Source organism: Arthrobacter sp. 210 2, from assembly GCF_059093025.1.
In genome coordinates this window covers 461,254-480,499 of the sequence record NZ_JBNHIE010000003.1, presented here as the reverse complement: position 1 = coordinate 480,499, position 19,246 = coordinate 461,254, and the positions used below count along the sequence as shown (strand labels likewise).

Annotated in this window: 17 protein-coding genes; 9 read left to right on the top strand and 8 right to left on the bottom strand. The window is 66.5% G+C overall.

All coding sequences use genetic code 11. The annotated features are described in order from the left end of the window. Positions 1–93: 93 nt before the first annotated feature. Together AC5RWA_RS09500 and AC5RWA_RS09495 are read right to left on the bottom strand one after the other, a co-directional pair. Entirely contained in the window at positions 94–342 is a 249-nt protein-coding gene (locus tag AC5RWA_RS09500) for a hypothetical protein (RefSeq protein ID WP_079596936.1), read from the bottom strand. A gap of 105 nt (positions 343–447) precedes the next feature. After that, positions 448–1,266 (bottom strand): Cof-type HAD-IIB family hydrolase, encoded by an 819-nt coding sequence (locus tag AC5RWA_RS09495; RefSeq protein ID WP_079596937.1) that lies wholly within the window; start codon positions 1,264–1,266, stop codon positions 448–450. Between the two features lie 116 nt (positions 1,267–1,382). Between AC5RWA_RS09495 and AC5RWA_RS09490 the strand changes: the two genes are divergently transcribed. Together AC5RWA_RS09490 and AC5RWA_RS09485 are read left to right on the top strand one after the other, a co-directional pair. Further along, on the top strand, positions 1,383–1,814 hold the full coding sequence (locus AC5RWA_RS09490) for a LexA family protein (protein ID WP_494057405.1): 432 nt from the start codon (positions 1,383–1,385) through the stop codon (positions 1,812–1,814). A 36-nt stretch (positions 1,815–1,850) separates the two neighbouring features. Then, complete coding sequence (locus AC5RWA_RS09485; protein WP_494057404.1) at positions 1,851–3,149, top strand: Y-family DNA polymerase; 1,299 nt, start codon at positions 1,851–1,853, stop codon at positions 3,147–3,149. A 42-nt stretch (positions 3,150–3,191) separates the two neighbouring features. Here AC5RWA_RS09485 and AC5RWA_RS09480 read toward each other — a convergent pair whose 3' ends face one another. The 6 genes from AC5RWA_RS09480 to AC5RWA_RS09455 form a co-directional block, all read right to left on the bottom strand. Then, complete coding sequence (locus AC5RWA_RS09480; protein ID WP_494057403.1) at positions 3,192–4,028, bottom strand: alpha/beta fold hydrolase; 837 nt, start codon at positions 4,026–4,028, stop codon at positions 3,192–3,194. A gap of 76 nt (positions 4,029–4,104) precedes the next feature. Next, positions 4,105–5,064 (bottom strand): lipid kinase, encoded by a 960-nt coding sequence (locus AC5RWA_RS09475; RefSeq protein WP_494057402.1) that lies wholly within the window; start codon positions 5,062–5,064, stop codon positions 4,105–4,107. A 194-nt stretch (positions 5,065–5,258) separates the two neighbouring features. Continuing rightward, positions 5,259–6,860, bottom strand: a complete 1,602-nt coding sequence (locus tag AC5RWA_RS09470; RefSeq protein WP_494057401.1) for an APC family permease — start codon at positions 6,858–6,860, stop codon at positions 5,259–5,261. Between the two features lie 119 nt (positions 6,861–6,979). After that, positions 6,980–8,533 (bottom strand): aldehyde dehydrogenase family protein, encoded by a 1,554-nt coding sequence (locus AC5RWA_RS09465; protein WP_494057400.1) that lies wholly within the window; start codon positions 8,531–8,533, stop codon positions 6,980–6,982. Positions 8,534–8,564: 31 nt separating this feature from the next. After that, on the bottom strand, positions 8,565–10,277 hold the full coding sequence (gene betA / locus AC5RWA_RS09460; protein ID WP_494057399.1) for a choline dehydrogenase: 1,713 nt from the start codon (positions 10,275–10,277) through the stop codon (positions 8,565–8,567). A gap of 414 nt (positions 10,278–10,691) precedes the next feature. Further along, positions 10,692–11,276: a TetR/AcrR family transcriptional regulator gene (locus AC5RWA_RS09455; protein WP_079596944.1), complete on the bottom strand. Its 585-nt coding sequence runs from the start codon at positions 11,274–11,276 to the stop codon at positions 10,692–10,694. A gap of 261 nt (positions 11,277–11,537) precedes the next feature. On the opposite strand from AC5RWA_RS09455, the gene AC5RWA_RS09450 reads away from it, so the two are divergent. The 7 genes from AC5RWA_RS09450 (at position 11,538) to AC5RWA_RS09420 (ending at position 19,245) form a co-directional block, all read left to right on the top strand. Continuing rightward, positions 11,538–12,716, top strand: a complete 1,179-nt coding sequence (locus AC5RWA_RS09450) for an ABC transporter substrate-binding protein (protein ID WP_494057398.1) — start codon at positions 11,538–11,540, stop codon at positions 12,714–12,716. Positions 12,717–12,951: 235 nt separating this feature from the next. Beyond that, positions 12,952–13,971 (top strand): VOC family protein, encoded by a 1,020-nt coding sequence (locus AC5RWA_RS09445; RefSeq protein ID WP_079596946.1) that lies wholly within the window; start codon positions 12,952–12,954, stop codon positions 13,969–13,971. Between the two features lie 6 nt (positions 13,972–13,977). Beyond that, positions 13,978–14,937, top strand: a complete 960-nt coding sequence (locus AC5RWA_RS09440; RefSeq protein WP_494057397.1) for a fumarylacetoacetate hydrolase family protein — start codon at positions 13,978–13,980, stop codon at positions 14,935–14,937. Then, positions 14,934–15,971 carry a cyclase family protein gene (locus AC5RWA_RS09435; protein ID WP_494057396.1) on the top strand — a complete coding sequence of 346 codons (1,038 nt, stop codon included), beginning with the start codon at positions 14,934–14,936 and terminating at the stop codon, positions 15,969–15,971. Before AC5RWA_RS09440 ends, AC5RWA_RS09435 begins: the two co-directional genes overlap by 4 nt. 63 nt (positions 15,972–16,034) lie before the next feature. Continuing rightward, a complete protein-coding gene (locus tag AC5RWA_RS09430) occupies positions 16,035–17,159 on the top strand; it encodes an FAD-dependent oxidoreductase (RefSeq protein ID WP_494057395.1) in 1,125 nt (374 codons plus the stop codon). Beyond that, positions 17,156–18,235: an amidohydrolase family protein gene (locus AC5RWA_RS09425; protein ID WP_494057394.1), complete on the top strand. Its 1,080-nt coding sequence runs from the start codon at positions 17,156–17,158 to the stop codon at positions 18,233–18,235. The genes AC5RWA_RS09430 and AC5RWA_RS09425 overlap by 4 nt, the downstream gene beginning before the upstream one ends. An 11-nt stretch (positions 18,236–18,246) precedes the next feature. Further along, positions 18,247–19,245, top strand: coding sequence for a fumarylacetoacetate hydrolase family protein (locus AC5RWA_RS09420; RefSeq protein ID WP_494057393.1), 999 nt, complete (start codon positions 18,247–18,249; stop codon positions 19,243–19,245). Position 19,246 lies beyond the last annotated feature (1 nt).

The following is a 19,246-nucleotide window of genomic DNA, read 5'->3' as shown; positions in this document are numbered from 1 at the left end:
AGCCAAAAACAACGCCATCAAAAAACTCAACAGCCTCGGCTTCGACGTCACCATCACACCAGCCACCGCAGCCTAACCCACCCTACTTTCGTATTAGTCCTCGTGGGGCAGGATTTCGATGCCGTCGCCGCAGTGCAGCAGCGTGCGCCCGCGGCCGCCGTCGAGATTGATCCACACCACGGTGTTGTCAGGGGTGATGGCGTCCACCAGGCCGCCGGTCTCGAATCCCGGCGAGAGCAGGACGCGGACGCGGTCACCCTGCCGGAGCTTTTTCCAGTGCGGAGCGGGCGTTGCCCTGCGCAGCGGTGCTTCGGCGGTTTCGTGCTTGACGTTCTTTGCCATCTTTACCCCTTAGTCCAGCAGGAGAGGAGTCTGCTCTCCGGGCTTCACGCTACGGAGCCAAGATGAACGCCAGGTGAGCGGCAGCTGAGAATACGACGGCGGGAATCAGGCCTGCCGTGCGCCGAGCGAAGCGAGCCGTGCCTCCAGGACCTGGGCCACGCCGTCGTCGTCAAAATGCGGCGCGCGCTGCCCGGCGGCCTCGATGGCCTCCGGGTGTCCGCTGGCCATGGCATAGCCGTGGCCGGCCCAGCGGAGCATTTCGATGTCGTTCGGCATGTCGCCGAACGCCACCACCTCGGAGGCGTCGATGCCCAGTGCCCGGGCGTACTCGGCCAGCGTGACGGCCTTGTTGACGCCGGGCAAGGACAGTTCGAGCATCGGGACGCCCGGGGAGGAGTGGGTGGCGGCGGCAAGATGCGCGACGGCGGGGCGCACCTCCGCGAGGAAATCGTCCGGCGTGCCTTCGCGCACGATGGCGAGGAACTTCACTACGGAATCATCGGCAGCAAGCGTGTCGGCGAGCGGCGCGGGGGTGAACTCGGACAGCAGCTCACTGGATTCGTTCTCGATGAAGCCGGGCTCGAGGTGGAACCCGGTCAACGTTTCTGCCGCGAACAGGGCGGCAGGGCGCAGCTGCTTGATGATGCGGCGCAGTTCCAGGACGGCGTCGAGGGCGAGGGTGCGGGCGGAGACCAGCCGGTCGGCTTCGAGGTCCCAGACCACGGCGCCGTTGGAGCAGATCACGCGTCCGGTGTGCCCCAGCTGGTCCTGCAGCGGGTGCAGCCAGCGCGGCGGGCGGCCGGTCACAAAAACGAGTTCGACGCCGGCGTCCCGGCAGGCGTGGAAGGCGCGGACGGTGCGGTCGCTGATTTTTCCGTCGTGTCCGAGGATCGTTCCGTCAATGTCGCTCGCTACCAACCGCATCCTGCCAGTCTACGTGGGATGCGGGGAGGGGTTCCCTTTTGCCGGGAGGGGGGTCGATTGTCGGCGGCCGGCGCTACACTGAATGAATCGAACATATTTTCGAATAAGGGTGTGTTGTGGGCGTTATTGTCGGTCCCCGCGTGATAGATGCGGGCGCCTCGTTGTTCTCGGTGCTGATCTCTCCGGTCGCAGTGGCGGCGGGCTTTCCGTCGCCCGCGCAGGACTACTTCGACGGCCGGATCGACCTGAACGCGCACCTGATCAAGGACATCACCAGCACGTTCGTGGTGCGGGTGACCGGGGACTCCATGGAGGGCGCCGGGATCAGCCACGGTGACGAGCTGATCGTCAACCGGGCCCTTGAGCCCAGGGACGGTTCCGTGGTGATTGCGGTGCTGGACGGCGAGTTGACCGTCAAGCGCCTGCGCATCACCCCAACCGGCGTGGTGCTCCAAGCGGAGAATCCGAAGTACCCGGACATCAAGGTCCCTGCCCTGTCCGAGCTCACCATCTGGGGCGTGGCCACGAGGTGCCTCCATCATGTGTGAAGGGTATGCGCGCGTTCGGCATGCCGGAGAAAGGCAATGACTAAGCCCGTCCTGATGCGCCGGATGCCGCAGATCGCCCATGTTGACGTGAACTGCTTCTACGCCTCGGCCGAGCGGGCGTTCGATCCCTCCCTGGAGGGCCGGCCGCTGGTGGTGCTGTCCAACAATGACGGATGCGCGGTGACGCGGTCCCCCGAGGCGAAGGCGCTCGGCATCGCGACCGGCGAGCCCTGGTTCAAGCTCGCGCCGCGGGCCAAGGAGTGGGGCCTGGTGGCCAAATCGAGCAATTACGAACTCTATGGGGATATCAGCGCCCGTGTCATGGAGCTGCTCGGCAGGCACTCCGCGTGGATGGAGGTCTACAGCATTGACGAGGCCTTCCTGGGCGTCAAAGGCAACCCGGAGCAGCTGCTGGCCCTTGGCCGGAACATCAAGGACGCCGTCCGCCGCCACGTCGGCGTGCCGGTGTGTGTGGGGATTGCCCCCACCAAGACGCTGGCCAAGCTGTGCAACAAGTGGGCCAAGAACAACGCGGCCTTTGGCGGGGTATGCCACTGGGACAGTGTCCCATGGCCGCAGCGGGAGTCCCTGATGGGGCGGCTGTCCGTGGAGGAGATCTGGGGCATCGCCGGCAGGCTGACCCGGCGCCTGAACGTGATGGGCATCTTCACGGTCCTGGACCTGGTCCGCGCCGATCCCGTGGTGATCCGGGACAAGTTCTCCGTGGTCCTGATGCGGACGGTCCTGGAGCTGCGGGGGACCCCCTGCATTCCCATGGAGGAAGAACGCATCGGCCGGGACCAGCTGATCTTCTCCCGATCCTTCGCCAAGCCGGTCACCACCGCAGCGGGACTGCGGCAGGTGCTGGGCATCTACGGCCAGCAGGCCAGCGCCAGGCTCTCGAAACACGGGCTGCAGGCAAAGGTCCTCACAGCGTTCGCCGCCACATCTCCTTTCCGCCAGCAGGAGCAGGCCTATCCGTCCGTCTGCGTTTCCCTCCCGATGCCGACGGCGGATCCGCTCCTGCTGACCCGGGCCGCGCAGGCGCTGCTGCCCAGCATCCGCGACGGCCTGCAGTACGCCAAAGCGGGGATCATGCTCACCGACCTGCGGCCCACCGGCAACCAGTCGCCGCTGGAACCGTTTGAGAACCGGCATGAAGAACGGGCCATCGGCCCGCTCCTCGAAGACGTGAGCCGGCGCTTTGGCCGCGGCTCCATCGGGCTGGGGCAGGCCGGCATCAAGACGGGGTTGGACTGGACCATGAAGCGCGACATGCAGTCACCGCGGTACACCACCCACTGGGACGAGCTCCCCCTGGTCAAAGCCGCCTGATCCGCGGCTTGGGCAGCCAGTGGAGGAACTGCAGTGGCTCCTTCACCGGTCGGCCCAGCCGGATGGCGGCGGCGCATCGAGGAACGTGGTCACCACCTCACGCACCAGGTCGGTCCGGGCGAGCCCGAAGAAGTGCGTGGTGCCGGGGAACACCGCGAGCTGCGACGCGGGCACACCCTCGAAGTCGCCGTTCACGTCTCCCCCGCGCAGTTGGAGGAATTTCACCGCGTGCTCGAGCTTGACCATGTCGCAGTCGCCCACCGTGAAGAGCGTCGGCGCCTGGATTCCGCGGATGTCGTCGTCGCTCCAGCCAGCCTCGCCCTCGCCGTAGTGTGCCAGCTTGTCCAGCAGGCCCTGCAGGTGCTCGCGGTCCGGATGCGGAGACACCGCAAGGTAGCGTTCCTCCATCGGAGTTCCCGCGATCATGTCCACCGTCATCTCCGCCACAGCTTCGGAGTTGCCGCCGCGGTCGCCCTCCGGCCGGAACGATACCGACGACGCGATGAGCTTGCGCACAAGTTCCGGGTGCTTGATCGCGAGGTGCAGCGCCACCGCACCTCCGACGCTGAATCCGAAGACATCGACCTTGCCGACGGCGAGGTGCTCGAGAAGCCCGATGACATCGGAGGCCAGGTGGTGCGTGGCCAGTGGCCGGTCGATGTCGTTGGTGTGCCCGTGCCCCTGGAAGTCGGCGGCGATCACCAGGCGCCCGGCCGACAGGGCCGGGATCAGTGCGCCGAACTGCTGCTCAATGTCGAACAGCCCGCCGTGCAGGAGCAGCAGCGGGGTGCCGCCGTCGCCATGCAGCTCGTAATACATCCGGAGCCCGTTGACCGGCGCGTAACCGGTTGCGGGCTGGGCTGGCGTTGTATCGGTCATCGTCGAACCTCCTCGGGCCCTGCGCCTGGTCGTGCCATCCTTGCATCGTGTGCACGCGCCCACCAGTGCTGATTCCTCAGGCGGACGGGGCCCCCGGCGTGTGCGGCCCGTCGAACATTGCGCTGTTGCTGGCCTGCGGCACGATGACGTGGACGGCGTTCCGCTGGATGGTGAAGTCCGTGGGCGTGGCGGCCGCGATTTCGCCGTCGAGGTTCACGGGCATGGGCGGCTCGGTGACCAGGCGGACCCGCCGCGTGGTCAGGTGGTACACCCGGTCATGTTCGATAAAGCTTCCGTTCCTGAGCAGCCGTGCAATCTTGACGTGCTCACGGAACGGCGCTGCCAGGATTGCATAGATGTCAAGGATGTGGTCGTCGATTCCCGCCGTCGGCGAGACCGTGTTGCCGCCGCCGTAGTGCCTGCCGTTGCCCACGGCCACCTGGAGCAGGCCCTCGAGCTGCATCGGCTCGTGGTCCCCCTCCGGGAACTCAAGACGGGCGGAGAACGGTTGGTGCCGGGTATACGAACGCAGGGTGGCAATGCCGTACGCCAGCGGCCCGAGACGCCGCTTCAGGCCAGGGGTGAGAGCCTCGGTAACCCGCACGGACAGGCCGGCGGAAGCGACATTGAGGAAGGGCTGCCCATTTGCCCTGCCGAGGTCGATGTCCACCACCTTCCCGCCTGCCACCGCAGCACATGCCTCCGCCAAATTGTTCGGGATCTCCAGCGTGCGTGCGAGGTCGTTGGCGGTGCCCAGCGGAAGAACACCAAGCACGACGCCGGTGCCGGCAACCCTGCCGGCGGCGTAGGAAACCGTCCCGTCACCGCCGCCCACCACCACCAGGTCATGACCGTCAACAACCACCCGGTCGAGTGTCCCGGCCAGTTCGGCCCCCGAGTGAACGTGGTGCACGGCGGAGACCGGCACGCCCGCTTTTTGCAGGGCATGCACCGCCAGCTCCCTGGCAGCCGCCCCCCGGCGTGATCCGGCGTTGATCACCACGGCAGCAGAGCGGGCCTCTCGGGCAACCTTCATGGGGCCATGGTAGGTGGATTACCTTGGGAAGTCCCTCGGGACGGCCAGCAGCGGGGCGGTTTCCCCGGAACCGGCCAAAACCAACACTGACGGGCATCCCTTCGCAGGTTTAGCAAAGGGACGCCCGTCAGGACTGGCAGCGCGTTCGGGGTTGGACGATGCCAAGGGTGGGTAAGGCTACGGGTTGATAAGGGCTACGGGTTGGAAACGGGTGCTGACACCAGCTGGGGCGCAGCTGGAGCATCCGGCCCGCTGACATCCGCAGCCGGGTGTGCGGTTGCGGCGTGTTCGGCCAGGACACCCGTCTGGTGCCTGATTTTCAGGCGGTACAGCAGGGCCCCGCCGCCGGCAACGGTGGCAACGAAGATCACTCCGCCCCACTGCAGGTACCACTCAAACGGGGGCACCGAGTTGTAGATCTCCGGGCGGGGCCAGATGAGGTTCAGCGTCATGGCGCCGCCCCACAGGACCGCGAGGATGTTCACGGGCAGCCCCCACTTGCCCAGGCTGAAGCCCGGCTCGGTGCCGTCATCCGCGAGCGGCCACTTTTTCTGGAACCGCTTGCGGAGCAGCGGAACGGTGACCAGCAGGTAGGACAGGTAGATCAGGACGATGCTGATGCTGGAAAGGATGGTGAAGATGGCGGGCTGGGAGACGTTGACGATCAGCGGAATGATGGCGATGAGTCCGATGACGATCGCCGCCACCGTGGGCGTCTTCCGCTCCGGGTGCACCTTGCTGAGCTGGCGGCTGAAGGGCAGGTTGTTGTCCCTGGCCATGGCGAACATCATGCGGATGGCGGCGGCGTGAACGGCGAGGGTGCAGACGATCACGGCCACCACGATGCACACCAGGAACGCCTTGCCGAAGGGGCCTCCCAGGACGGAGAGCACGATGTACTGCAGGCCGCCGTCGGCAGCGCCCAGCTTCGGGTCGCTGAGGTCGGGCGCGGCCAGGAGTCCGCCAAGGAGAATCAGGCCGCCGAGGATGAAGGACGCCGTGATGGCACGGAGGATGGCCTTGGGGGCGGTCTTTTTCGGGTCCTTCGTCTCCTCGCCGAGGGAGCTGGCCGTGTCAAAGCCATACATCACGTAACCGGAGGCCATGGCGCCGATGAGGAACACCCCGAAGAAGCCAAGGTCGTGGTCCATGCCGTAGCCTTCGGTGCTGAAAAGGACTTCCGGCCCCCGCACCACATGCCAGCCAAGGGCCAGGATGAGGAGCACGGCGGCGGCGAGCTCCACGAAGACGCCGATGCTGTTGATCTTGGTCATCAGCTTCACCCCGAAGGCGTTGATGAGTGTGGAGATGGAGATCATGATGCTGGCGAGCAGCACGCCGTTGAGGGCGAAATCGTAGGTGCCGGTGCCGTCGCCGATGATCTGGAAACCGGACCAGATCTGGGGCAGGGTGAGCTGCAGTGCAAGGGCCACGGCTCCGAGCGCCACGATCGAGGAGATGAGCAGCAGCCAGCCCGCCAGCCAGGCGAACGTCCCTGACGAGAGCCGCTTGGCCCAGTTGTAGACCGAGCCGGCCACCGGATACCGTCCGGCGAGCTCGGCGAAGCAGAGCGCCACCATGAGCTGGCCGGCGAAGACGAGGGGCCAGGACCACGCGTAGGCGGGACCGGCCATGGAAAAACCAAAGTAGAACAGCTGGAACACGCCGGTGAGGATGGAAATGTAGCTGACTCCGGCCGCGAAGCTGGCGAATTTGCCGATGCTGCGGTCCAGGGTCTGGGCATAGCCGAACTCGTCCATGCCGCTTGAATCAGTACTCTTGCTGGGTTCGAACATCTGAACTCCTATGTGGAAAAGCACGATGGTGATGACCCATGGCCGCCATTGGACACGGGTTATATCGGCGGCCGGGCGCCGCGCCTGCGGCGCCCGGCCAAGTCCCCCAAATGCTGGTGCTAGCCGGCGGCCCCCACCCCGGCGTCATCGGCAGGTGAGCCAAACCAGCCGCTGGGCGCGGGCTGGATGTTCTGCCAGATATGTTTTGCCTCGCGGTATTCGTTGAGGCCGGCGCTGCCAAGTTCACGGCCGATGCCGGACTTCCCAAAACCGCCCCACTCCGCCTGCGGGACGTACGGGTGGTAATCATTGATCCATACTGTTCCGTGCCGCAGGGCGCCCGCAACGCGCTGTGCTTTCGAGGCGTCGGACGTCCACACCGCACCCGCCAGGCCGTACTCGGTGTCGTTGGCGATGGCAACGGCCTCCTCCTCGGTCCGGAACGTCTCGATGGTCAGCACCGGGCCGAATGACTCTTCCCGCAGCACACTCATGCCGGAGCGGCAGTTGCCAAGCACCGTGGGCGGGTAGAAGAACCCGTCCGCAAGGGGCCCGTCGTCGGGAATGTAGCCGCCGCACAAAAGCTCCGCGCCTTCCGCGATGCCGGCCTGGACGTAAGCGTGGACCTGGTCGCGGTGCCTGGCCGAAATCAGCGGACCCGTTTCCGCGGTGGGGTCAAAAGGCCCGCCCATCCGGATCTTCTGGGCGCGTTCCACCACCTCGGCCACGAAGCGCTCCGCAATGGTCTCCTCGACCACGAGGCGCGCCCCTGCCGAGCAGACCTGCCCGGAGTGCAGGAACACGGCGGTCAGGGCATTGTCGACGGCGGCGTCCCAGTCGGCGTCAGCGAAGACGACATTGGGGTTCTTCCCGCCGAGCTCGAAGGCGACCCGCTTCACGGTCTCCGCGGCCGCCGCCATGATGGTCTGGCCCGTGGCCAGGCTCCCCGTCAGGGAGACGAGGTCCACGCGCGGATCGGAGCTGAGGAGCGGGCCCACCCGCGACCCGGATCCCGTGACCAGGTTCGCGACACCGGCCGGAACACCGGCCTCTGCCAGGGTCTCCATGAGCAGGATGGACGTGGACGGGGTGAGCTCGCTGGGCTTGAGGACGAAGGAATTTCCCGCAACGAGTGCCGGCGCCACTTTCCAGGCCGCCTGCAGGAGCGGGTAGTTCCAGGGCGCGATGAGGGCACAGACGCCGAGCGGTTCATAGACCACGCGGCTGATGGCGTTCGGCCGCCCCGTATCGATGACCCGGCCGGCATCGAGGCCCGCTATCTTGCCGTAGTAGCGGAAGCAGGAGGCGATGTCGTCAATGTCGTATTCGGCCTCGACGAGGCGCTTGCCTGTGTCCAGTGCTTCGGCCCGGGCGTACGCCGCCTTGTCCCGCTCGAGCAGCGCGGCGACGCGAAGCAGGACCTCGCCGCGTTCGATGTCGGTCAGCCGGCGCCACGCACCGCCGTCGAACGCGGCCCGGGCACTGGCGATTGCCCGCTCCGCGTCCTCTACGGTGGACGAGGCGACTACCGCCACTTCCTGCCCGTCCGCCGGGCAGCGAACAACGGTTGTCCCGCCGTCGGACGCCTGGTGCCAGGCACCGTCAATGTACAAGCCCTTGATGGCGTCCTGCGCTTGTCCTGCGTCGCGTACCTGCTCAGCGGTGGCGGTCATCGTTTCTCCTTTTCGAGTCCATCAATCATGCCTATGCCTTAGCCGCAGGGGCAGCCGCAGCGCCGGTGCCGTTACGCTCCAGCGGGCTGATGCCGTGCCGGTAGAACTCGGCATGCTGCGGCGCCAGCGGGGCCTTCCCGGCGATCAGGTCGGCTGCCTTCTCGGCGAGCATCATGACGGGGGCGTAGATGTTGCCGTTGGTCACGTACGGCATGGCCGAGGCGTCCACAACCCGGAGGCCCTGTGTTCCGTGGACGGACATGTCGAGCGGGTTCACCACTGCCATCGGATCGGACTCCGGCCCCATCTTGGCCGTGCAGGAGGGGTGCAGGGCGGTTTCCGCGTCGCGGGCCACCCAGTCCAGGATCTCGGCGTCGGTCTGCACGGCCCGGCCGGGTGAGAGCTCACCGCCGTTGAAGGGCCCCATGGCGGACTGGCCCAGGATGTCGCGGGCCACGTGGACGGCCTCGACCCATTCACGGCGGTCCTGGTCCGTGGACAGGTAGTTGAACACCATGGATGGATGCACCGTGGGATCGGTGGACTTGATCTTGAGGGTGCCACGGGCGTCGGAGTACATAGGCCCGATGTGCACCTGGTAGCCGTGCTTGGCATCCGCCTTCTGGCCGTCGTAGCGGACGGCAACCGGGAGGAAGTGGAACATCAGGTTCGGGTACGCGACGTCCTCGTTGGAGCGGACGAAGCCGCCGCCTTCGAAGTGGTTAGTAGCGGCCGGGCCCTTGCGGCCGAAGAGCCACTGCATGCCGATCCACGGCATGCGCCAGACGTCCAGGGCCGGCTGCATGGACACCGGCTGGGTGCAGGCGTGCTGGATGTAGACCTCCAGGTGGTCCTGCAGGTTCTCGCCGACGCCGGGAAGGTTGACCACGGGGTTGATGCCCAGGGAGTTCAGGTGCCCCGCTTCGCCCACGCCGGAGAGCTGCAGCAGCTGCGGGGTGTTGATGGCGCCGCCGGACAGGATGACCTCGCCGGCGTTGACCACGTGGGTCTGGCCGTTGCGGCGGTAGGTGACGCCGGTGGCCACCGTGCCCTTGAAGTTGACTTTGGTGACCATCGCCCGGGTCAGGACGGTGAGGTTCGGGCGGCGTGTATTGGGGCGGATGTGGGCCCGGGAGGCGGAGAGGCGCTGGCCCTTGTGGACGTTGCGGTCGAAGGCCGCAAAGCCTTCCTGGCGGTAGCCGTTGACGTCGTCGGTCAGGGGGTAGCCGGCTTCCTGGGCGGCTTTGAAGAACGCCTGGAAGAGCGGGTTGGTGGCCGGTCCGCGTTCCAGGACCAGCGGGCCGTCGTGGCCGCGCAGTTCGTCATCCGGGTCCGCTGCCAGGGCGTTTTCCATTTTGTTGAAGTAGGGCAGGCAGTGCGCGAAATCCCAGGTATCCATGCCGGCGTCGGCGCCCCAGCGCTCGTAGTCGAGGGGATTGCCACGCTGGAAGATCATGCCGTTGATGGAGCTGGAGCCGCCCAGGACCTTGCCGCGGGCGTGTGCTACGCGGCGGCCGCCCATGAAGGGTTCCGGGTCGGATTCGTAGCGCCAGTCATACAGCGGGTTGCCGCTGGGAAAGGTCAGCGCGGCAGGCATCTGGATGAACAGGTCCCAGGGGTAGTCGCTGCGTCCGGCCTCAAGAACCAGGACGCTGCTGTTGCCCCCTTCGCTCAAGCGGTTGGCGAGCACGGAACCCGCGCTTCCGCCGCCGACGATGACATAGTCGTAGTGGGTTTTTGTCATGCTGGAAACTCTCTTTCTACCTGGTGCAGGCCAGCCGCTGAGGGCTGGTGGTCCTTCTTCCGGAAGCCGGCAATACACGGCGATGCCCCGGAAAAGCGTTGGAAATCCCTGAAGTGGTGGATGCGGACCGCTGATGAATCAGCGCTGAATCAACGCGGTGCCGGAAATCCATGAGCTGTGGTGTACGTCATACTCATGCACAGTAATCCACATTGAACAAGTGTTCAATAGTCCGACTGGACAAACGTTCAAGATTTAACGCCGATGAAACATCGCGGGGTGAAATGAAGGCGAAAGGCCGCGCCTGGACATCGAATATGACGGGCGGCTGTCATGAACGCGGAACCGCAGCGGCAGGGCGCAGCGATGGAAGTGCGGACGGCTTCGATCCGCGAAAGGGGGTAAAGCGGGCCGCTAAGCGGCGAAGGCGATTTCTTCGGTCCGGGCGATGCTCCGGCGGATGGAATCCTTGTCAACGCCAAGGAGCGCGGTGAGCCACATCCCGTTTTGCACCACGACGATGTCTGCGGCCCGCTCCCTGCATTCGTCATTGGAAAGCCCGGGCCTGGCATTGCCGATCAACGTCGCGAGCCCCTGGAGGTAGCGCTCAAACGCTGCCGCGTTGATGGCTGCGAAGTCTTCATGGGCCTGTGCCAGCGCCCATAAATGGAGCCGCAGGGACAGATATTGTGTGGTCAGCAACTCCGGGCCCGCGACACGCTGGAGGGCCTTCTTCAGCTGCTCGTCCGGCGGCGAGTCCGGGTCGGGTGTGACCAGCATCAGGTCATGCTGGTCGATCCGGTGCAGGGCCGCGCGGATCAGGCTCGACTTGTCTTCGTAGTAGTAGTTCACCAGCCCGAGGGCGACGCCCGCTTCCCGGGCCACCGCGCGCATATTGACGCCTGAGATGCCGTGGCGCGACAGCAGGGCCAGTGCCGCTTCGAGAATGCGGGACTGCCTGTCAACCTGTTCGCCGGAGTTCACGGTGCTGGTATCCACTTGGCCAGACTATGGGCAATACCGTGGCGGCGCATCCCGCAGCAGGGCCGGAACGGCATCAGCGGCATCTCAACCTCGAGGCGACGCCCACCCATCAGCCAACAGACCGAAAAAAGACGCTCCGCGACGTTTCTTGACGCGCCGCTACGCCGCGTTGAGCGTTCGCGTCGCCCCGTGAACCCCTGCTACACGAATGATTGTGGCGCTGCCGGCCGCTCCGTAATCTCAACTCAGCATCCGCCCCAGCAAAGGAATTTCCCGATGACTACTCCCCAGGACAAGAGTCCGCAGAACCAGGAAAGCTCCACCCGCACTGTTGCCGGCCAGTCGGCACCCAAGCGTCCCCTCGGCCTGAAGATCGGCATCGCCGCCGGCATCCTGGCCCTCATCGGCGGCGGTGCCGCCGTCGCCTCCGCGGTGAACAGCAACAACAGCACCGCGGCAGCGGAGCAGAGCGCATCGGCCGGCAACCCCGCCGCCGAGCTGAAGCTGGGCTACTTCGGCAACGTCACCCACGCCCCGGCCCTGGTGGGCGTCAGCCAGGGCTACATTGCAGAGGAACTTGGCGACACGAAGCTCAGCACGCAGGTGTTCAACGCCGGCCCGGCCGCCATCGAGGCACTGAATGCCGGTGCCATCGACGCCACCTACATCGGCCCGAACCCGGCCATCAACTCCTACGTCAAGAGCGCCGGCGAATCGGTGCACATCATTGCCGGTGCCGCGGCTGGTGGCGCCCAGCTTGTGGTCAAGCCCGAGATCAACTCGCCCGCAGACCTGGCGGGCAAGACCCTCGCCTCCCCCCAGCTGGGCGGCACCCAGGACGTTGCGCTCCGCGCGTGGCTGGCATCCCAGGGCTACAAGACCAATGTGGACGGCAGCGGTGACGTAGCCATCAACCCCACGGAAAACGCCCAGACCCTGAAACTGTTCCAGGACGGAAAGCTCGACGGCGCGTGGCTGCCGGAGCCCTGGGCCTCGCGCCTTGTGCTGACCGCCGGCGCCAAGGTCCTGGTGGACGAAAAGGACCTGTGGGACGGATCGCTGTCCGGCAAGCCCGGCGAGTTCCCCACCACCATCCTGATCGTGAACCAGAAGTTCGCCGCCGAACACCCGGACACCGTCAAGGCCCTCCTCAAAGGCCATGTGAAGTCGGTCGAGTGGCTGAACAAGGCTGCCGACGCTGAAAAGGCCAGCGTCATCAACGCAGCGCTGAAGGAAGCGGCCGGCGCCGAGCTGAAGGCGGACGTGATCGACCGCTCCCTGAAGAACATCGTGTTCACCGTGGACCCGCTGGCCGGAACCTACGAAAAGCTCCTGGCAGACGGCGTCGCCGCCGGAACCACCAAGCAGGCCGACATCAACGGCATCTTCGACCTCACCGCGCTCAACGGCGTAACGGCTGAGAAGACCTCCGCGGCCGGGCTCGGCAAGGAATAACGCAACGCTCTCACCTTTCGCATTATTTTGGCCGACGCTCTCTCACTTTCCTGAGGAAAGTGAGAGAGCGCCGGCCGTTAAGGCGCATCAAGTGAGAGAGCGTTGATTTTGAGGTATCAGCGCAATGGATAGTTGCTATTGAAAACTGCCGCTTCTCCAAATATATGAAGTCCCTCACAGTAGTTACAGGACCTGCACCAAACCGACCGCAGCCAGTAACCAGAAGGACTTCAACGTGGAAACTCCGCTCTCCCATCTTGCCCACCTCGAGATCACCACCCCGGACGTCGAAGCCTCGGCACGGTTCTACGAGGAAAAGTTCGGCATGCGCATCATCGACCGCGTGGACGGCAACGTCTACCTGCGCTGCTGGGGCGACTACTACCGCTACAGCCTGGTCATCACGGAAGGACCCGAAGCGTCCCTGGGCCGGATGGCCTGGCGCACCAACTCCCAGGCGGCCCTGGAAGCCGCAGCCGAGCGCATCGAAGCAACCGGCGTGCAGGGAACCTGGACGCCCGGCGGCCACGGCTTCGGCAAGGCTTACGAGTTCACCGGGCCCTACGGCCACCACATGCGCCTCTTCTATGAAGTGGAGAAGTTCGTCGCCGAGCCGGGTTTCGAGTCCACCTACCCGGACCGGCCGGAACGCCGCAGCAGCCACGCCGCCGCACCCCGCTTCCTTGACCACGTCACGGTGGCATCCTCCGATGTCCGCGGCTTCGCCAAGTGGTACAACGAGGCCCTCGGCTTCCGCGTCATGGCCTTCGTTGACCTGGACGAAGCACCCATCACCGTCTTCTCCGTCCTCACCACCAACGAAAAGTCCCACGACCTGGGCGTCGTCCTGGACACCTCCAGCCGCGCCGGACGCGTCAACCACATCGCCTTCTGGGTGGACGCCACCGAGGACCTGCTCCGCACCGCGGACGTCATGATGGAAAACGGCACCCCCATGGAATACGGCCCCTCCATCCACGGCGTGGGCGAGCAGAACTTCCTCTACTTCCGCGACCCGTCCGGCCTGCGCGTCGAACTGAACTCCGGCGGCTACCGCAACTACGTCCCGGACTGGGACGCCAACACCTGGAAGCCGTCGCTGGGCTCCAACAACTTCTACAAGAACGGCGCCATGCCGCACTCCATGACCGAATCCTTCCCGCCGGCCGAAGGCTTCACCGCCACCGAAGAAGGTGCCTCCCCCGAGATGAAGGAAGCCCTGCTCAACCCCTACGCCAAGCAGGGACGGGGCTAGAAAGATATGCCTGAAGCAACATATGCTCTGATCCGGTTCCAGGAAGCCGGTGACAGTAAAGCCCGCGCCGGCCTGCTGGTGGGCGACCGGGTCCTGCCGCTGGACGGGGACGTCAACTCCCTGATCGAGCACTGGGACACCACCGAAGCCCAGCTGGACAGCCTCGCCGCCTCCGCCGGCCAGGATGCCGGCCTTGCGCTGGCCGACGTCGAGGTCCTCGCCCCGGTGGAACCGGCCCAGGTCCTGCAGACGGGGGCGAACTACCGCAAGCACGTGATCGACCTCGCCGCAGCGCACCGCGAGCCGGGCGAAGACGAAGAGGAGGTGCGCGCCAAGACGGCGGCCATGATGGACAAGCGGGCAGGCCAGGGCACGCCGTACTTCTTTATAGGGCTCCCGACGGCGATCGCCTCCGCCACGGACGACCTCACCCTGCCTGCCTACTCCAAGTCCCACGACTGGGAGCTGGAACTGGCAGCAGTCATCGGCAGGACCGCGTTCCGCGTCACCCCCGAGGAAGCCCTGGACTACGTCTTCGGCTACACCATGGTCAACGACATCACCACCCGTGAATACGTCTTCCGCAAGGACATGCCGGCCATCGGCTCGGACTGGTACCGCGCCAAAAACGCCCCCGGCTTCCTTCCCACCGGGCCGCTGCTGGTGCCCGCCAAGTTCTTCGGCGACCCGCAGGACGTCCAGGTGACGCTGAAGCTCAACGGCAAGGCCATGCAGGACGAGTCCACGCAGGACATGATCTTCGGCGTCGCCAAGCTCGTCAGCGAAGCCTCCCAGATCATGCCGCTGCGCCCCGGCGACCTGGTGCTCACCGGAAGCCCCGCCGGCAACGGCCAGCACTGGGGCCGGCTGCTGCAGGACGGCGACGTCATGGAAGGCACCATCACAGGACTGGGCACCCAGCTCATCCACTGCAAGGACGAAACCACAAGTGAAGGTGTCCAGTGACCACCCAGGACACAGCACCAACCGCCGCCACCGGGGAATCCACCGATTCCCCGGTGATCCGGCGTGACGACCCGCTCGGCAGCATCCGCACCATGGCCGCGGCCCACAACAACTGGGGCCGCTGGGGTGACGACGACGTCCTCGGGACGCTGAACTTCATCGACGCCGGCAAGCGCGTCGAAGCCGCGGCCCTGGTGAAGTCCGGTGAGGCGTTCTCGCTGTCCCAGCCGTTCGACACCAACGGCCCGCAGAAGGGCTGGCGCCGCCGCACCAACCCCGTCCACACCATGACGGACACCGGGGTGGACGCCGAACGCGGCAACCAGGGCTTCCCGCACGGCTTCGGCGGAGCGGACGACGTGATCGCCATGCCGCTGCAGTGCTCCACCCAGTGGGACGGCCTGGGCCACATCTTCGACCAGGGCAAGGCCTGGAACGGCCGCGCCGCCGGCGACGTAGTGACGTCCGAAGGCGACCTGGTAACGGGAATCGAAACCGCTGCGGCCAAGATCGTCACCCGCGGCGTCCTGCTGGACGTTGGCCGTGCGCTCGGCCCGGACCTGGGCAGGAACGACGGCGAACTGCCGGACGGTTTCGCCATCACCCCGGAGCACCTGGAGCGCACCATCGCACTGCAGGGCCCAAGCTCAAAGGTGGGCCGGGGCGACATCGTGGCAATCCGCACCGGGCAGTACACCCGGGTCCGCCGCGACGGCTGGGGCGACTACGCCGGCGGTTCCGCCCCCGGCCTGTCGTTCACCACGGCGCCGTGGCTGCACCGCTCCGAAATCGCCGGAATCGCCACGGACACGTGGGGCTTCGAGGTCCGTCCCAACGAGTTCGACGCCGCCTTCCAGCCCCTGCACCAGATCGCCATTCCCAACCTGGGGCTGTTCCTGGGCGAGATGTGGGACCCGGACGGCTTAGCGGAAGCGTGCGCCGCAGACGGCAGGTACGACTTCCTGCTGACTGCTGCCCCGCTGCCCATCACCGGAGCTGTGGGATCGCCCGTCAACCCGATCGCCGTCCGGTAGCTTTTCAGTTAAAACAGCAACAAAACCACCAGCAGTAACGCCGTCAATACAAAGGAGTCAGCGATGGCAGCAGTACAGAACGTCGGAATCGTCGGGGCCGGAGCCGCGGGACTGACCGCAGCCATCCTCCTGGCCGACGCCGGAATCCAGGTGGAAATCCTGGAGAAGGCGGAAGCACCGCAGACCCTTGGCTCCGGCATTACCCTGCAGGGCAACGCCCTGCGGATCCTCCGCCAGCTCGGCGTCTGGGAGCAGGTCGAGGCGAAGGGCTACGGCTTCAGCACCCTGGGCCTGCGCGCCCCGGACCCGGCCGGCACCGTCATCGCAGTCCTTGACGACATCCGCACCGGCGGCGACGACCTCCCCGCCACAATGGGCATGTACCGCCCCGACCTGACCGCCATCCTCCGCGAACGGGCAGAGAACGCGGGCGCCCGGATCAGCTACGGCAAGACGGTCACCGGCATAACGGACGACGGCGGGTCCGTCACCGTGAGCACCGACGACGGCCGCAGCGCCACCTACGACCTCCTCATCGGCGCCGATGGACTGCACTCTGCCGTCCGCAAGGCCATCGGCATCGAGGTTGAACCCCAGCCCACGGGCATGGGCATCTGGCGCGCCTTCGTGGAACGCCCCGAAGAGGTGGTCCGGACGGACCTGACCTACGGCGGACCCTGCTTCATCGCCGGCTACTGCCCCACCGGCCCTGACACCATCTACGCCTACCTTGTGGAGAAGGCACAGGAGCGCAAGCACGAGGACGGCCCCCGCATTATGGCTGAACTCGCCGCGGCGTACGGCGGCCCCTGGAACGAGATCCGCGCCAACCTGGACCACAGCGCCCGCATCAACTACACCTGGTTCACCACGCACCTGGTTGACGGGCCCTGGAACCGCGGCCGCAGCGTCGTCATCGGCGACGCCGCGCACAGCTGCCCGCCCACGATTGCGCAGGGTGCTGCGATGGCGATGGAGGATGCGGCTGTGCTGGCCGAGCTGCTTATCAGTGCCGACGACGTCACCGAGACGCTCTGGAAAGAGTTCACCGACCGCCGCCTGGACCGGGCAAAGGCAGTTGTCGATGCGTCCGTCCAGTTGGGCCAGTGGATGCTCGACGGCGTCCGGGACGCCAACGTGCCCGGCCTCATGCATTCAATTTCCAGCCTCGTTAAGGAGCCGGCATGAGCACCCGCACGCCAGATCCGGGAACCCCCACCGTTGACGTCCACGCCCATATCCTGCTTCCGGCCCTGCAGCAGCTGGTGGCCGAGGCGGCTCCCGAGGGCTTCGGCGCCCAGCAGGCTTTGGAGGTGCGGCGCAACGGACCCGAATCGATGACCGCTTCGGGCCGGATGATCAAGGAGCGCTGGCCGCAGCTGACGGACCTGGACCGCCGGCTCGCGGACATGGATGCCCAGGGTGTGGACGTGCAGCTGGTTTCGCCGTCGCCGTCGCACTTCTACTACTTCGCCGGCGAGGAACTGTCCCTGCAGGTAGCGAAGCAGGCCAACCAGGCCGTGCGGGACTTCGTTGACCGTGCCCCGGCGCGGCTCAACGGGCTGGGCCTGGTCCCGCTCCAGCACCCCGCCTTGATGGTGGAAGCCCTGGAACATGCGGTGCTGGAGTGCGGACTGCTCGGCGTCGAAATCGGATCGTTCGCCGCCACCCCGGACGATCCGGAACGCAGCACGGTCGAACTCTCCGACCCGCGCCTGGAACCGTTCTGGAGCCGGGCCGAGGAGCTGGGCGCCCTGGTGTTCCTGCACCCGTTCGGCTGCTCGCTGGATGAACGGCTGGACCGCTTCTACCTCGCCAACACCGTGTCCCAGCCCGCGGAGAACGCGGTGGCGCTGTCCCACCTGATCTTCAGCGGCGTCCTGGACCGGCACCCTGAGTTGAAAGTGCTGGCGGCGCACGGCGGCGGCTACCTGCCCACCAAACTTGGCCGCTCCGACCACGCATGGAAGGTCCGGCCCGAGGCACACGCCTGCGCCCAGCCGCCGTCGTCCTATCTGAAAAAGCTGTACTTCGATTCCCTGGTGCACAGCGCCGCGGAACTCCGGGCGCTCGTCGCCGCCACGGGCCCGGAGCAGGTGCTGCTGGGCTCGGACTACCCGTTCGACATGGGCTCCGACCTTCCCGTGGACGAGGTCCAGGCTGCCGGCCTCCCGTCCGACGGCGAGGCCCAGGTTTTGGGCGGCAACGCACGCACCCTGGGCATCATGGCAGCGGCCGCCCTGTCCGCCCGACCCACTGCTTAAGGAACACCCTCATGGTCAAGATCGCACGCTGGAATTACGACGGCGGGACGCAGTCCGGCTTTGTGGACGGCGGACACTGCTTCGCGCTGCCCGCCGGCCAGGGCGTCCAGACGCTGTTGGACGCCGGACTGGATGAAACCCTGCGCGTTGCCCAAGAAACCGTAGGTTCCGCCCCTGCCGTTCCGCTTGCGGAGGTGCAGCTGCTCGCCCCGCTGGTGCCCGCCACCATCCGGGACTTCGTGGCGTTCGAGGAACACGTTGAAGGCGTGCGGAAGAGCATCGACGGCGTGGCCGGCGTGGTGCTCGAATGGTACGAGGCGCCCACGTTCTACTTCACCAACCCGCACACGGTGACCGGCACGGGCGAGGTGATCGGTATTCCGGCAGGCTGTGAGGACCTGGACTTTGAAACGGAAGTCGCCGCCGTCGTCGGACGCGTCCCCGGGAGCGATGGCAGGAACCTGACCGCCGCGGAGGCGCACCGGCACATCTTCGGCTACACCATCCTCAACGACTGGTCCGCGCGGGACCTGCAGCGGCGGGAGATGAAGGTCAGCCTCGGCCCCTGCAAGGGCAAGGACTTCGCCAACACGCTGGGCCCCTGGATCGTCACGGCGGACGAATTCGAGGACCGGCACGACGCCGAGAGATTCCTGCCCATCTCCATGGCCGTCGAAGTCAATGGCGAGCCTATCGGCCAGGACCTGCTCTCCAACATGGGCTGGCCCTTCGCCGAGCTCGTGGCCTACGCCTCACAGGACTCGGTGGTGCGGCCCGGGGACGTCCTGGGCTCCGGCACCTGCGGCAGCGGCTGCCTCGCCGAGCTGTGGGGACGCAACGGTTCCAAGACTCCCCCGCCCCTGGCAACCGGCGACGTGGTGAGGATGACGGTGGAAGGGATCGGCACCATCGAGAACACGGTGGGCGCCAGGCGCGAGGCCGTGACCCGTGTGGCAGCCCGCCCGAGGCCCCGCAACCGGGTTGCCGCTGCGGCTCCTTCCGGCGTCTAGG